The 14,437-nt window shown below is 70.1% G+C and carries 12 protein-coding genes and 1 riboswitch; of the genes, 3 read left to right on the top strand and 9 right to left on the bottom strand.

Annotated elements, in window-relative coordinates; all coding sequences use genetic code 11:
* Positions 1 to 35: 35 nt before the first annotated feature.
* Entirely contained in the window at positions 36 to 1,223 is a 1,188-nt protein-coding gene (locus V2S04_RS05840) for an N-acetylglucosamine-6-phosphate deacetylase (protein ID WP_413637501.1), read from the bottom strand.
* Entirely contained in the window at positions 1,220 to 2,731 is a 1,512-nt protein-coding gene (locus V2S04_RS05835; protein WP_413637499.1) for a beta-N-acetylhexosaminidase, read from the bottom strand. The genes V2S04_RS05840 and V2S04_RS05835 overlap by 4 nt, the downstream gene beginning before the upstream one ends.
* Positions 2,732 to 2,804: 73 nt before the next feature.
* A riboswitch (ZMP/ZTP riboswitch) is annotated at positions 2,805 to 2,887 on the top strand.
* 36 nt (positions 2,888 to 2,923) lie between these two features.
* On the opposite strand from V2S04_RS05835, the gene glyA reads away from it, so the two are divergent.
* Positions 2,924 to 4,198, top strand: coding sequence for a serine hydroxymethyltransferase (glyA, locus tag V2S04_RS05830; RefSeq protein ID WP_413637498.1), 1,275 nt, complete (start codon positions 2,924 to 2,926; stop codon positions 4,196 to 4,198).
* A 99-nt stretch (positions 4,199 to 4,297) separates the two neighbouring features.
* Positions 4,298 to 5,176: a bifunctional methylenetetrahydrofolate dehydrogenase/methenyltetrahydrofolate cyclohydrolase gene (locus tag V2S04_RS05825; RefSeq protein ID WP_413637497.1), complete on the top strand. Its 879-nt coding sequence runs from the start codon at positions 4,298 to 4,300 to the stop codon at positions 5,174 to 5,176.
* Between the two features lie 12 nt (positions 5,177 to 5,188).
* Here V2S04_RS05825 and V2S04_RS05820 read toward each other — a convergent pair whose 3' ends face one another.
* From V2S04_RS05820 to V2S04_RS05790, 7 genes are read right to left on the bottom strand one after another with little or no spacing between them, the layout of a single operon-like run.
* Positions 5,189 to 6,418, bottom strand: coding sequence for an MFS transporter (locus V2S04_RS05820; RefSeq protein WP_413637496.1), 1,230 nt, complete (start codon positions 6,416 to 6,418; stop codon positions 5,189 to 5,191).
* Positions 6,419 to 6,468: 50 nt separating this feature from the next.
* Positions 6,469 to 7,272: an HpcH/HpaI aldolase family protein gene (locus tag V2S04_RS05815; protein WP_413637495.1), complete on the bottom strand. Its 804-nt coding sequence runs from the start codon at positions 7,270 to 7,272 to the stop codon at positions 6,469 to 6,471.
* Positions 7,257 to 8,045, bottom strand: coding sequence for a fumarylacetoacetate hydrolase family protein (locus V2S04_RS05810; RefSeq protein ID WP_340088714.1), 789 nt, complete (start codon positions 8,043 to 8,045; stop codon positions 7,257 to 7,259). The genes V2S04_RS05815 and V2S04_RS05810 overlap by 16 nt, the downstream gene beginning before the upstream one ends.
* The gene (hpaD, locus tag V2S04_RS05805; RefSeq protein ID WP_413637494.1) at positions 8,042 to 9,208 is read right to left on the bottom strand and encodes a 3,4-dihydroxyphenylacetate 2,3-dioxygenase; all 1,167 of its coding nucleotides are present in this window, start codon (positions 9,206 to 9,208) and stop codon (positions 8,042 to 8,044) included. Before hpaD ends, V2S04_RS05810 begins: the two co-directional genes overlap by 4 nt.
* Before the next feature lie 36 nt (positions 9,209 to 9,244).
* Positions 9,245 to 10,765 (bottom strand): 5-carboxymethyl-2-hydroxymuconate semialdehyde dehydrogenase, encoded by a 1,521-nt coding sequence (gene hpaE / locus V2S04_RS05800; RefSeq protein ID WP_413638108.1) that lies wholly within the window; start codon positions 10,763 to 10,765, stop codon positions 9,245 to 9,247.
* Positions 10,765 to 11,445, bottom strand: coding sequence for a GntR family transcriptional regulator (locus V2S04_RS05795; protein ID WP_413637492.1), 681 nt, complete (start codon positions 11,443 to 11,445; stop codon positions 10,765 to 10,767). Before V2S04_RS05795 ends, hpaE begins: the two co-directional genes overlap by 1 nt.
* On the bottom strand, positions 11,442 to 12,893 hold the full coding sequence (locus V2S04_RS05790) for a fumarylacetoacetate hydrolase family protein (protein ID WP_413637491.1): 1,452 nt from the start codon (positions 12,891 to 12,893) through the stop codon (positions 11,442 to 11,444). Before V2S04_RS05790 ends, V2S04_RS05795 begins: the two co-directional genes overlap by 4 nt.
* Before the next feature lie 131 nt (positions 12,894 to 13,024).
* Here V2S04_RS05790 and V2S04_RS05785 point away from each other — a divergent pair, with 131 nt between their 5' ends.
* Entirely contained in the window at positions 13,025 to 14,431 is a 1,407-nt protein-coding gene (locus tag V2S04_RS05785) for an MFS transporter (protein ID WP_413637490.1), read from the top strand.
* Positions 14,432 to 14,437: the final 6 nt, after the last annotated feature.

Raw genomic sequence — 14,437 nt, 5'->3', positions numbered from 1 at the left:
CTCCGCTGAACCACCCCTGTGGAGAAGTCGTCGGCTCAGCGGGTCGGCGCGGCCCCGACCCAGACGCCGTGCACGCGATGTCCGGCGTCGAGCAGCACCGCATCCGCGACGCAGCCCGGTTGCAGCAGACCCAGCGACTCGCCGTAGCCGACCGCTCGCGCCGGGGTGGTGGTGAGCGCGCGCACCGCCTCGCCGATAGGGACACCGGCCTCGACGGCGCGGCGCAGCGCGACGTCCTGTGTCAGCGTCGACCCTGCGATCGACCCGGTGTCGTCGGCGCGGGCCATGCCGTCCTTGACGGTCACCTTCACCGCACCGAGGTCGTAGTGCCCGTCGGCGCTGCCGGCCGCGGCCATGGCATCGGTGATCAGGGCGACCCGACCGGGCGCGATGTCGAACAGCAGCTTGATGATGGGCGGCGACAGGTGGAAGTTGTCGGCGATGCCCTCGAGCACGACCCGGTGGTCGGCCGCGGCGGCGATCACCGGTCCCGGGGCGCGGTGATGGATGCCGTTCATCGCGTTGAACGCGTGAGTGAGGATCGACGCACCGGCTTCGAACGCCTGCCGTGCGATCGTCGCGTCGGCGTCGGTGTGCCCGACCGCCGCGGCCGCACCGGAAGCCACCACGAGACGCACCGCATCGAGCCCGCCCTGCAGCTCCGGCGCGATCGTGACCTGCCGCACAGTCCCCCGACCGGCATCGAGCAGCCGGCTCACGTCGGCGGGCTGCGGATGCTGCAGCAGCGACGGCTCGTGCGCGCCCTGGTGCCCCGGATCGAGGAACGGCCCCTCGAGGTGGCTGCCCAGGATGTCACGGTCGGTCTCGGCGAGATCGGCGATGGTCGCCACCTGCTCGGCGAGCTGGTCGATCGTCGCGGTGACGAGCGAGATCACGGCGCGGGTCGTGCCGTGCGAGCGGTGCATCGCGCGACCGCGGCGGATCGCCTCGGCGCCGTCGTCGTAGGCGACGCCCGCACCGCCGTGGCCATGGATGTCGATGAAGCCCGGCGTCAGCACGGCATCCGGCCCGGCGATGGATCTCGCGTCGACCACCTCGTCCGCCGGGGTCCAGTCGTCGCCGGTGCCGCGCGCGGCGACCCGACCCTCCTCGAAGCGCACCCACCCGTTCTCGGTGACGGTGCCGTCGCCGTCGACGATGCAGGCCGAATGGATGACCCGCGACCCGAGGGCGTCGGTGGTGATCGTGGGCTCCATGGTCATCGTGCACTCCAGGGGATCTCGTCGACGGGATGGAATCGGATGCGCTCAGACTGCCACAGGGGCGAGAGGCTGCCCAGGCGGGTGCGGAAGTTGGCCCAGCTGCTCGCGCCGGCCGGCGACCAGGCGAGCTCGGCGGCGGCCGCGATGCGCGGGTACATCAGCAGCTCCGCGTCGGCCAGCGAGCGCACCGTCTCGGTCCACAGCGGCGCCTCGATGCCCGCGATCGCATCCTCGGGCAGATCGAGCACCTTCGCCGGGTCCCAGCCGCGCGCCTGCTCGACGCTCACGGTGCCGGCCCAGGCGAGTCCGAGCGGGAAGTCGGCGTCGTACTTCATGTCGAGATAGACGGCATCCGACGGCGAGAGCACCACCGTGCCGCCGCGCGCGACGAAGTGCGCGCACTGGGCGGCGTGCGCCGGCGTCGGCTGAAGCGCGCCCCAGTACTGCCCGACGGTTCCCTCGGCGAGGTCGGGAACGGCCCCGGCCTCGTGCCAGGCGATCGGGATGCGGCCCAGCTCGCGCACGATCGCGGTGGCGCGCTCGATGGCGTACGCGAAATCCTCGGCCGAGGTGCCCAGCGACTCGTCGCCGCCGATGTGGATCCAGGGGCCGGGCGAGATCTCGGCGATCTCGGTGAGCACGTCGCGCACGAACCGCCAGGTGCGCTCCTCGTGGATGCGCAGGCTCGAGTGCCCGACGCCCCAGCCGGTGTACGGCTCGCCCCTGACGGGAAGCGCGTGGCCCAGGCGCTCGGCGTCGGCGAGCAGGGCGGGGTGCTGGTGCGGCTCCTCGACGAGCTCGGGGTAGGCGACGCCGACGGCGTGGGTGTGGCCGGGAAGGTCGAACTCGGGGATGACGGTGATGTGCCGCGACGCCGCGTGCGCGACGATCTCGCGGAAGGCGTCCTTCGTGTAGTGGCCGCCCGGCTCACCCGGGTCGGCTGCGGACCCGGAGGCCCGCTCGGTGAGCAGCGGCCAGGAGTCGATCCGGATGCGCCAGCCCTGGTCGTCGGTGAGGTGCAGGTGCAGCCGGTTGAGCTTGAGAGCCGCCGCGCGGTCGATGATCGTCTTCACCTCATCGACGGGGAAGAAGTGCCTCGCGACGTCGAGCATGATCCCGCGGTGCCCGAACCGCGGGGCGTCCGCGATGCGCGCCGTCGGCCAGGCCCAGCCGTCCGTCGTGCCGGCGAGCAGCTGCAGCAGCGTCTCGACCCCGTAATGCAGGCCCGGGGCGTCGGCGCCGATGATCTCTACGCGCTCGTCGACCGTCAGCGCGTAGCCCTCGGCCGCGGCGATGGCCGGGTCGATGCGCAGCACGACGAGCGCTGCGGCGGGCTCGTCGACGGGGTCGAGGCGGATGCCCGTGCGCCGGGCCACGGCATCCCGCAGCTGCTCGACGGCGGCCGGCGGACCGGCGACCGGCATGCCGGGGGTGAGCACGAGAGCACCGTCGCCCAGGGTGATCGAGGCCGGCGCGGGAACGAGCCCCGCGGTAAGAGGAAGGACCATGAACAAAATGTATCCTCCCTGCCGATCGAATGTGACGCGGCGAGGTCGGCCGGGCCGAGCCGATCCGCTAAACTTCTTGCGTCGCGACTGGCGTCTGGGTGGGTCACCACCGGGGAGCGGCCTCATAGGAATCGACCGCGCGCCTGGGCCGATGAGGAACACCCCCAATTCCCGTGTGAACAGGAGACCGTCATGACCGACCGCTACTTCAACGCCCCGCTCGCCGAGGTCGACCCCGAGATCGCCGAGGTGCTCGATCGCGAGCTGAAGCGCCAGCAGACCTTCCTCGAGATGATCGCGTCCGAGAACTTCGTGCCGGTGTCGGTGCTGCAGTCGCAGGGCTCGGTGCTCACCAACAAGTACGCCGAGGGCTACCCGGGGCGTCGCTACTACGGCGGCTGCGAAGAGGTCGACGTCGCCGAGGAGCTCGCGATCGCCCGCGCCAAGGAGCTGTTCGGCGCCGAGTTCGCCAACGTCCAGCCGCACTCCGGTGCCACCGCCAACGCCGCCGTGCTGCACGCCATCGCCCGCCCCGGCGACACGCTGCTCGGCCTCTCGCTCGACCAGGGCGGTCACCTCACCCACGGCATGAAGATCAACTTCTCGGGCCGCCTGTACGACATCGTCGCCTACGGCGTGAACCCCGAGACCTCGACCATCGACATGGACGAGGTGCGCCGTCTGGCGCTCGAGCACAAGCCGAAGGTGATCATCGCCGGCTGGTCGGCCTACCCGCGCACCCTCGACTTCGCCGCGTTCCGCGCGATCGCAGACGAGGTCGGCGCGCTGCTGTGGGTCGACATGGCGCACTTCGCCGGTCTCGTCGCCGCGGGCCTGCACCCGAACCCGGTCCCGCACGCGCACGTCGTCTCGTCGACGGTGCACAAGACCATCGGCGGACCCCGCTCGGGCTTCATCCTCACCAACGACGCCGACATCGCGAAGAAGATCAACTCGGCCGTGTTCCCCGGTCAGCAGGGCGGCCCGCTCATGCACGTGATCGCCGCCAAGGCGACGGCGTTCAAGATCGCCGGCACGCCGGAGTTCAAGGAGCGCCAGGAGCGCGTGCTGCGCGGAGCGGCGATCATCGCCGAGCGACTCTCGCAGCAGGACGTCACGGACGCGGGCATCGCGGTGCGCTCGGGCGGCACCGACGTGCACCTCGTGCTCGTCGACCTGCGCGACGCCGAGATCGACGGCAAGCAGGCCGAGGACCTGCTGCACGAGATCCACATCACGGTGAACCGCAACGCCGTCCCGAACGACCCGCGCCCGCCGATGGTGACCTCGGGTCTGCGCATCGGCACCCCGGCGCTGGCAACCCGCGGGTTCGGCGACGCCGAGTTCACCGAGGTCGCCGACGTCATCGCCCTCGCGCTGCAGCCCGGTGCCGACATCGAGGCGCTGCGCGCCCGCGTCGACGCGCTCGCCGGTGCGTTCCCGCTGTACCCCGACCTGCAGCAGTAAGCATCCGGCACTCACCACGAGAAACCACTTCCTGCGTGAGAAACCGTGCCGAGCGCGGTTTCTCACGCGGAATGGGATTTCTCGCCGAAGGAGGACCCCATGACCGCGAAGATCCTTGACGGGAAGGCGGCCGCCGCCGCCATCAAGGGCGAGCTGGCAGAGCGCGTCGCGGCGCTGCGTGAGCGCGGCGTCGTGCCGGGCATCGCCACCGTGCTGGTCGGCGCCGACCCCGCCTCGCAGCTGTACGTCGGCATGAAGCACCGGCAGTCCGAGGCGATCGGCATGAACTCGATCCAGCGCGAACTGCCCGCCGACGCCACGCAGGCCGAGGTGGAGGCGCTGATCGACGAGCTCAACGCCGATTCCGAGTGCCACGGCTACATCGTTCAGCTGCCCCTTCCCAAGCACCTCGACACCGACGCGATCCTCGAGCGGATCGACCCGGCGAAGGATGCCGACGGACTGCACCCGACGAACCTCGGGCGCCTCGTGCTGAACGTCAACGGCCCCATCCACACGCCTCTGCCGTGCACGCCGCGAGGGGTGATCGAGCTGCTGCACCGCAGCGGGTACGACCTGGGCGGCAAGCACGTCGTCGTCGTCGGTCGCGGCGTCACCATCGGCCGGCCGATGGGCCTGCTGCTCACGCGCCGCGACGTCAACGCGACGGTCACCCAGGTGCACACCGGCACCCCTGACATGGCGCCGTACCTGCGCCAGGCCGACGTGATCGTCGCCGGCGCCGGGGTCAAGCACCTCATCCGCGCCGAGGACGTCAAGCCCGGAGCCGCCGTGCTCGACGTGGGTGTCACCCGCGAGGACGATCCCGAGACCGGCAAGTCGAAGGTCTACGGTGACGTGCACCCGGATGTCGCGGAGGTCGCGGGCTTCATCTCGCCGAACCCCGGCGGTGTCGGCCCGATGACCGTCGCCCTGCTGATGACGAATGTGGTGGAGGCGGCGGAGCGCTCGCTCTGACGGGCGGTCCGATCAGGTTCTGACCGTCGCGGCCTCCACCCGACCCATCCGCCACACGGTCGGCACGAAGGTGGTGCCGACGGCGATCACGGCGTAGAGGATGCCCGAGGTGATCAGCACCGTCGCGGGGTCGGCGTGCGTGATCAGCCAGCCGTAGACGAGCGTGCCGATCGGCATGACCACGAAGCTGCCGAGCATGTCGTAGCTCGAGACGCGGCTGAGCTTGTCGATCGGGATGTTCTCCATCATCGCCACGTTCCAGCCTGTGCTGAACACCTCCGCACCGGCCCCGGCGAGGAACGCCGCGATCGCCACGAGCACGACGGCCGGATGCACGCCCAGCATGGTCAGCGGGATCGCGAAGAGGCTCATCCCGAGCATCCCGAACCGCAGCGGTCGCCGCAGCGGCAGCCACATCAGCACGAGGGTCATCAGCAGCACGCCGACGCCCTCCGCGCTGACCACCCAGCCCCACCCGGCGATGCCGAGTCGCTCGTCGTTCTTCGCGATGTACGGACCGACGACGCCCCACGCGCCGACGTGGATCGCGTACATGATCATGAACGCGAGCACGACAACGACGAGCCAGGATCGGCTCCAGAACTCCGTCCATCCGGTGCGCAGGTCGGAGAAAAGCGAGAATCCGCCGTCGCCCGCGGGCGGAGGCAGCCGCACCATCGCCAGGATCGGGATGGCGATCAGCCATCCCGTCATCTGCACGAGCATCGCCCAGGCCGGTCCCGCCGTCGTGACGAGGATGCCGGCGATCACGGGCCCGCCGATCGTGACGGCCGAGCGAACGAACGAGAGCATGGCGTTGGCCTGCTGCAGATTCTCGGGGCTGGTCAGCTGCGGGATGATGCCCTGCATCGCAGGCATGACGAACGCCGTCGACGCACCGTTGAGCGCTGCCAGTGCCGCGACCGCCGGCACCGTCGCCGTCTCGGTGAACAGTAGCGCCGCGATGGTGCCGATCGAGACGATGTCGAGCACGTAGCAGGCCTGGATCACCAGGGCACGGGGGAGCCGATCAGCCACCACGCCTCCGAACAGCACGAAGACGATGTTCGCCAGCGTGAAGGCGGTCAGAACGAGCGAGAGGCTGAACGGGTCGTTGTCGATCTCGAGCACCGCGAACGCGAGCGCGATCGACGACATCGACCCGGTCACCAGAGTGATGGCGCGGGCGAGGAAGAACCAGCGGAAGTTGCGGTCGGCCATCGCCGCGATCGCGCGGCTCACCGCTTCATCCTCGGATCGTGCACCTGCTCATCCTGACATGCGTGCGTCAGTCAGTACGTGTCGGTCTGGTCGGCTGCGGATGCCGGGATGAACCGCGCCGCGAGGGCCTCGGCGCCACGGGCGAGGATCGTCACGTCGGCGCTCGCCGAGAGGAAGTGCGCGCCCGCGGCGAGGTACGCGTCGGCGCCGGCCGGGTCGAACGCGTTCACGCCCACCTTCTTGTCGGCCGCGGTGACCGCCTCGAACACGCGATGCACGGCAGCGAGCACCTCGGGGTGCGACTGCTGACCGGGCACGCCCATGGACGCGGCGAGGTCAGCGGGCCCCACGAGCACGCCGTCCACCCCGTCGACGGCGGCGATGTCGGCCGCCGCGTCCACGGCATCCGCCGACTCGATCTGCACGAACAGCGAGACGGTGTCGGACGCGTTCGGCACGTAGCCGGCGACCCGGCCCCACCGTCCGCTGCGGGCGAGGCCAGAGCCGACCCCGCGCACGCCCTCGGGCGGGTACCGCACCGCGGCCACCGCGGCCTGCGCCTCGGCAGCCGAGCCGACCATGGGCACGAGCAGGTTCTGCGCGCCGGCGTCGAGCACCTGCTTGATGATCACGGGGTCGTTCACCGGCACCCGCACGATCGTCGGCACCCGGTACGCGGCGATCACCTGCAGCTGCTGCTGCACCGAGACGACCGTGTTCGGGCCGTGCTCCATGTCGATGAGCAGCCAGTCGATGCCCGAACCCGCGCAGATCTCGGCGTTCAGGGTCGTGCCGGTGCTCAGCCACATCCCGATCAGCGGGCGATCGGCGGCCGCCAGCGCATCACGGAAGGTGGGCTCTAGACGAAGCGGCATGCGATCGTTCCCATCTCGCGGTAGTCGCACAGCACCTCGTCGCCGCGCTCGACCCACATCGGCCGTGTGAACGATCCTGCCAGGATGATCTCTCCGGCCTCCAGCCGCGCGCCGTGCTGGTGGAACTTGTTCGCCAGCCACGCCACACCGGTCGCGGGATGCCCGAGCACGCCCGCCGCGACGCCGGTCTCCTCGATCTGACCGTTCTTCGACAGCACGCCGGGTACCCAGCGCAGGTCGATCTCGTCGGGTCGCATGTGCACGTCGCCGAGCACCATCGCGCCGTAGGCGGCGTTGTCGCTGATCGTGTCGACGATGGTGCGGCCCTCGAGCTCGATGTGCGAGTTGAGCACCTCGAGCGCCGGCACGGCGTAGTCGATCGCCGCGAGGGCGTCGTCGAGCGTGCAGTCCGGACCCTCGAGCGGCGTCTTCAGCACGAACGCCAGCTCGACCTCGATGCGCACGTTCGAGAACGCGTCGAACGGGATCTCGGCGCCCGAGCGGTAGACGGTGTCGTCGAACATCACGCCGTAGTCGGGCTCGGAGATGCCCGTCGCCTGCTGCATGGCGCGCGAGGTCAGGCCGATCTTCCGGCCGACCAGACGGCGCCCGGCAGCGACCTGCGAGTCACGCCAGACGCCCTGGATCGCGTACGAGTCCTCGACCGTGGCATCCGGATGCCGGGCGGTGATGCGCGGCATCACGCCGCGCGTCCGCTCGGCCTCGGCGAGCTCGGCGGCCAGCGCCGCAATGGTCTCGGCGGGGAGGGTCACAGCTGGTGTCCGAGCTTGTACTCGCCCTGCTTCCACTCGGGCATCGACTTCTCGCCCTCGTCGGCGCGGGTGTACGAGAAGCCGTCGGCGCCGATGGTCACGGCCATCTCGCTGGAGTCGGTGCGGGCGCGCACCGGCTGGGGGTTGCCGTCCAGGTCGAGCACCAGCGACGCGTCGGTGTACCAGCTCGGCACGACGGGGTTGCCCCACCAGTCGCGGCGCTGGTTGTCGTGCACGTCCCAGGTGACGACGGGGTTGTCCGGGTCGCCGGTGTAGTAGTCCTGCGTGTAGACCTCGACGCGGTGACCGTCGGGGTCGCGCAGGTACAGGTAGAACGCGTTGCTGACGCCGTGGCGACCGGGGCCGCGCTCGATCGCGTCCGAGCGGCGCAGGGCGCCGAGCTTGTCGCAGATCGCGAGGATGTTGTGCTTCTCGTGCGTCGCGAAGCACACGTGGTGCATGCGCGGTCCGTCGCCGCCGGTCATCGCGGTGTCGTGCACGGTGGGCTTGCGGCGCATCCACGCGGCGTACACGGTGCCCTCGCCGTCCTGGATGTCCTCGGTGACGCGGAAGCCGAGGTCCTGCATGTAGCGCACCGCGCGCGGCACGTCGGGGGTGACCTGATTGAAGTGGTCCAGCCGCACCAGCTCGCCGGGGATGTGCAGGTCGTAGCGCCACGACATCCGCTCGACGTGCTCGCTCTGGTGGAAGAACTCGTACGGGAAGCCGAGCGGGTCGACCACGCGCACCGAGTCGCCGATGCCCTTGACGAACCCACCCGCCTCGCGGCGCACGTCGCAGCCGAGCTCGGTGTAGAACGCCACCGCGCGGTCGAGGTCCTCGGGGGTGCGCACCCGGTACGAGAACGCGGCCACGGCGGCGACCTCGCCCTTGCGCAGCACGAGGTTGTGGTGGATGAACTCCTCGGTCGAGCGCAGATAGATCGTGCTGTCGTCCTCTTCGGTGACGTACAGCCCGAGGATGTCGACGTAGAACTGCCGCGATGCGGCGAGGTCGGTCACGACGAGCTCCATGTACGCGCAGCGGAGGATGTCAGGCGGGCTCGCGACGGGCGTCGCAACGGGGTCGTCGGTGTGGATCGGCGCCTCCTGGCTCACGTAGAAGCCGGAGGAGGTGAGGGTCTTGCCTGCGTGGTCGGTCATGTCAGCGTCCTTGCTCTGGGTGTTACGGCGGCCGGGTCAGCGGGGGTCCGGGTCGTCCAGGTCCTGCTTGCCGAAGGCGGGGTTGTGCGGCGCGCCCAGGGTGATGTGCACGCTCTGCTGGTCGGTGTAGAAGTCGATCGAGCGGTAGCCGCCCTCGTGTCCGAGTCCGGATGCCTTGACGCCGCCGAACGGAGTGCGCAGGTCTCGCACGTTGTTCGAGTTCAGCCACACCATGCCGGCCTCCACGGCGCCCGCGAAGTTGTGGGCGCGCTTGAGGTCGTTCGTCCAGATGTAGGCGGCGAGGCCGTAGCGGGTGTTGTTCGCGAGGGCCAGCGCCTCCTCCTCGGTGTCGAAGGGGGTGATGGCCACGACGGGGCCGAAGATCTCCTCCTGGAAGATCCGGGCATCAGGTGCGACGTCGGCGAAGGCGGTCGGGGCGACGTAGTTGCCGGTCGGGAAGCCGTCGGGGCGGCCGCCGCCGGCGATCAGGCGACCCTCGCTCTTGCCGATCTCCACGTAGCTCATGACCTTCTCGTAGTGCTCGGGGTGCACCAGCGCGCCGACCTCGGTGGCCGGGTCGTGCGGGTGGCCGACCTTGACCCGCTTCGCGATCGCGGCGAACTTCTCGACGAACTCGTCGTAGATCCCGCGCTGCACGAGGATGCGGCTGCCGGCGGTGCAGCGCTCGCCGTTGAGCGAGAAGACGCCGAAGACGCAGGCATCCACCGCGGTGTCGAGGTCGGCGTCGTCGAACACGACGGCCGGGCTCTTGCCGCCCAGCTCCATCGACAGACCCTTCAGGAAGGGGGCCGCGTTGCCGAAGATGATCTGGCCGGTGCGGCTCTCGCCGGTGAACGAGATCAGGGGCACGTCGGGGTGTTTGACCAGCGCGTCGCCGGCGTCCTCACCCAGGCCGTTGACGAGGTTGAACACGCCCTGCGGCAGGCCCGCCTCCTCGAAGATGCCCGCCCAGAGGGAGGCCGACAGCGGAGTGAACTCGGCGGGCTTGAGCACCACGGTGTTGCCGGTCGCGAGCGCGGGTCCGAGCTTCCACGACTCCAGCATGAAGGGGGTGTTCCACGGCGTGATGAGGCCTGCGACGCCGATCGGCTTGCGGTTGACGTAGTTCATCTGCTTGCCGGGCACCTTGAAGGCGTCGTCTGCCTGCGCGACGATCAGGTCGGCGAAGAAGCGGAAGTTCTCGGCCGCGCGACGCGCCTGACCGAGTGCCTGGGTGATCGGCAGGCCCGAGTCGAACGACTCGAGCTCGGCGAGGCGCGCGTCGCGCGATTCGACGATGTCGGCGATGCGGTGCAGCACGCGCGAGCGCTCGCGCGGCAGCATGCGCGGCCACGGGCCCTCGGTGAACGCACGGCGGGCGGCGTCGACGGCACGATCGATGTCGGCCTTCTTGCCGGCGGCCGCGTGCACGTAGGTCTCGTTGGTGACGGGGTTGAGCACCTCGAAGGTGTCGCCGTCGATCGAGTCGACGAACTCGCCGTCGATGTAGTGCTGGATCTTCGAGGGCAGGTCGGCGGGGGTGTAGACGTCGGTCATCATCGTCCTTCTTCGCTGGTGTGGGAATGCCGGGCAGCCAGGAACGCGTCCAGGGTGCGCCAGCGGTGGTTGCGTGCGGACAGCTCGATCTCGAGCGGCTCGGCGCCCGCGCGGATCAGCTGGAGGATCTGAGCGTGCTCTTCGACCGAGTGCCGGGCTCTGCCCGGCACGAAGGCGAAGGTGGAGTCGCGGATGCCCGAGAGCCGGCCCCACCCGCGGTGCACGAGGTCGAGGATGTGCGGGTTCGGGCACGGTTCGAACAGCACGGAGTGGAACTGCTGGTTGAGCTGCGTGAAGCGGTGCGCGTCGAAGTGCTCGAGCAGGTCGCGCATCTGCTCGTTGATCCGCTCGGCGCGCTCGAGCGCCTCCTCGTCGAGCAGGGGAGCGGACAGCGCGGTCGCCGAGCCCTCGACCAGGCCGAGGGTCTGCATGGTGTGCGCGTACTCGTCCTCGTCGATCAGCGACACGTGCGCGCCCACGTTGCGCTCGAAGGTCACGAAGCCCTCGGCCTCGAGACGGCGGATCGCCTCGCGCACCGGCACGACGCTCATCTGCAGCTCCCGGGCGATCGCCCCGAGCACGAGGCGGTAGCCGGGGCCGTACGCGTGCGAGGCGATGCGTGAGCGAAGCCAGGTGTAGGCCTGCTCGGACTTGCTGCCCTCGCGCACGAGAGTCGTCATCGGCTCGCCTCGTACTTCGCTCGCCATTCGGCGTTCATCGGGAACAGCCCGTCGACGGGGTGGCCCGCGGCGACCTGCTCGGCGATCCAGGCATCCTCGTCCTCCTGCGCGAGAGCCGCATCGGCGACCTCCTCGGCGAGGTGTGCGGGGATGACGATCACGCCGTCGCCGTCGCCGACGATGACGTCGCCGGGCTGCACGGTCGCGCCGCCGCAGCCGATGGTGACGTCGAACTCCCACGGCACGTGCTTGCGGCCGAGCACCGAGGGGTGCGCGCCCTTCGAGAACACCGGCAGCCCGATCTCGGCGACGGCGTCGAAGTCGCGCACGCCGCCATCGGTGACGACGCCGGCGGCGCCGCGGGTGCGGGCGCGCAGTGCAAGGATGTCGCCCAGGGTGCCGGTGGTCTCGTCGCCGCGTGCCTCGATCACGATGATCTCGCCCTCGCCGACGGCATCGAACGCGCGCTTCTGGGCGTTGTACCCACCGCCGTGGCTCTTGAAGAGGTCCTCGCGGGCGGGCACGAAGCGCAGGGTCTTGGCGGTGCCGACGATCTTGGCGCCGGGCAGGTTGGCGGAGAGGCCGTCGATGAAGCAGGAGTGCAGGCCGCGCTTGCGCAGCTGGCTCGAAAGCCCGGCGGTGGGTGCGGCTTCGAGCTTGGTGCGCAGTTCGGGGGAGAGCCCCGGTGCCGGCTGCTCGACGGGAGGGAGGCCGGCGAGCTCGCGCGAGCCCCACGCCTCGGCGCGCTGCAGGTCGTCGACTGCCGGCATCGAGCCGAGCGCAGGGTCGAACTCGATCTCGCCCTGAGTGACCGTGGTGCGCAGGCGTCCCGACGAGGGGGCGCCCGGGGCACCCGGAGCATCCACCTCGACCTCGACGACGTCACCCGGCACGATCACGCTGGAACCGGCGGGTGTGCCGGTGAGGATGATGTCGCCCGGCTCGAGGGTGAAGTGCTGCGAGAGGTCGGCGACGAGCTGGGGGAGCGGGAAGAGCAGGCCCGAGGTGGTGTCGTCCTGCGCGAGCTCGCCGTTCACCCAGGTGCGAACGCGGAGAGCTGAAGGATCGACCCGAGACGCGTCGATGAGGTCGGGGCCGACCGGTGTGTAGCCGTCGCCGCCCTTGGAGCGGACGTTCGAACCCTTGTCGTTGGCACGCAGGTCGTACAGGCCCAGGTCGTTCGACGCGGTGACGGATGCCACATGCGACCACGCCCCGTCGACCGAGACGCGGCGGGCGGCGGTGCCGATGACGAGCGCGATCTCGCCCTCGAAGGCGAGCAGCTCGGTGCCGGCGGGGCGCTCGACGACGCCGTCGGTGCCGGCGAGCGAGCTGGCCGGCTTGAAGAAGTAGGAGGGGGCGGCGGGACGACGGCCGCGCTGGTCGGAGCGCGAGACGTAGTTGAGGTGGATCGCGATGATCTTGCCGGGGCGGGCGAGCTCGGCCATAGGGCGCCTCCTTGCGTGGGTGCACGGGCTGACTCGAGGAGTCTTGTGCGTCGTATTCGAAATCGTATATGATCCGAACGCGGGTGGCAAGCATCCGATCCCCACCCCGACAGAGTCGTCAAAGGAGCATCATGAGCGATCACGCAGGCCGTCGAAGGGCCGCGGCCCACCCCGACGGGTTCACACCGACCGGAACCATCGCCAGCGCGGATGATCGGCGGCGCGTCGTCATCGCGACCGTCGTCGGCACCACCGTCGAGTGGTACGACTTCTTCATCTACGCCTTCGCGGCGGCCACGGTCTTCGCGGCGCTGTTCTTCGAGCCGATGGGCAAGGAGTTCGCGCAGATCGTGTCGTTCTTCACGGTCGGCGTCAGCTTCCTCTTCCGTCCGCTCGGCGCCTTCCTCGCCGGCCACTTCGGCGACAAGCTCGGCCGTCGACCGATGCTCGTCCTCACGCTGCTGCTCATGGGCGGCGCGACCACGCTGGTGGGCCTGCTGCCGACACACGCCGCCATCGGCGTGTGGGCGCCCATCCTGCTGATCCTCCTGCGCGTCGTGCAGGGCATCTCAGCCGGTGGCGAATGGGGCGGCGCCGTGCTGATGGCCGTCGAGCACGCGCCCAAGCACAAGCGGGGCCTGTTCGGCGCGTCGCCCCAGATCGGCGTGCCGATCGGTCTGCTTCTCGCCTCGATGATGCTCGCGCTGATGGCGCAGATCGCGCCCGGTGACGCGTTCCTGGAATGGGGCTGGCGTGTGCCGTTCCTGCTCTCGCTCGTGCTGATCGGCGTTGGCTACTGGGTGCGACGCACGGTCTCGGAGAGCCCGGTGTTCACCGAGATCGCTGAGCGCAAGGAGGAGACGCGCATGCCCATCGTGCAGCTGCTGCGCCACCACGCGCCGCTCGTGCTGATCGCCGCCCTGGTGTTCGCCGGCAACAACGCCGTCGGCTACATGACCACCGGTGGCTACATGCAGCGCTACGCCACGGCGACGCCGGGACCGATCGAGCTCGACACCTCCGCCGTGTTCTGGGTGGTCGCCCTCTCGGGTGTCACCTGGCTGATCTCCACCTGGTTCGCCGGATGGATCAGCGACCGCATCGGCCGACGCAACACGTACATCGCCGGATGGGTGCTGCAGCTGCTGGGTGTGTTCCTGCTGTTCCCCGTCACCAACATCGGAACGGTGGCATCCCTCGCGATCGCGCTCGTCGTGCTCACCATCGGCCTCGGACTCACGTACGGGCCGCAGGCGGCCCTCTACGCCGAGCTGTTCCCAGCGTCGATCCGCTTCTCCGGGGTGTCGATCTCGTACGCGATCGGCGCCATCCTCGGCGGCGCGTTCTCGCCGATGATCGCACAGGCGATCTTCCAGGCGACGAACTCCACCGCGGGCATCACCTGGTACCTCGCGGGTATGACCGTGATCGGACTCATCGCGACGCTGCTGCTGCGCGACCGCAGCGGCATTCCGCTCGGCCCCGACCACGAGGCCGAGCAGGCGGTCAGCCCGATCCACGGGCTCGCCAGGGCCTGAGCGTCC

It is taken from the genome of Microbacterium sp. OR21, from assembly GCF_047306785.1.
GTDB classification, from domain to species: domain Bacteria; phylum Actinomycetota; class Actinomycetes; order Actinomycetales; family Microbacteriaceae; genus Microbacterium; species Microbacterium esteraromaticum_E.
Note: the sequence above shows the minus strand (reverse complement) of the source record. Positions and strands in the feature narration are given on the sequence as shown.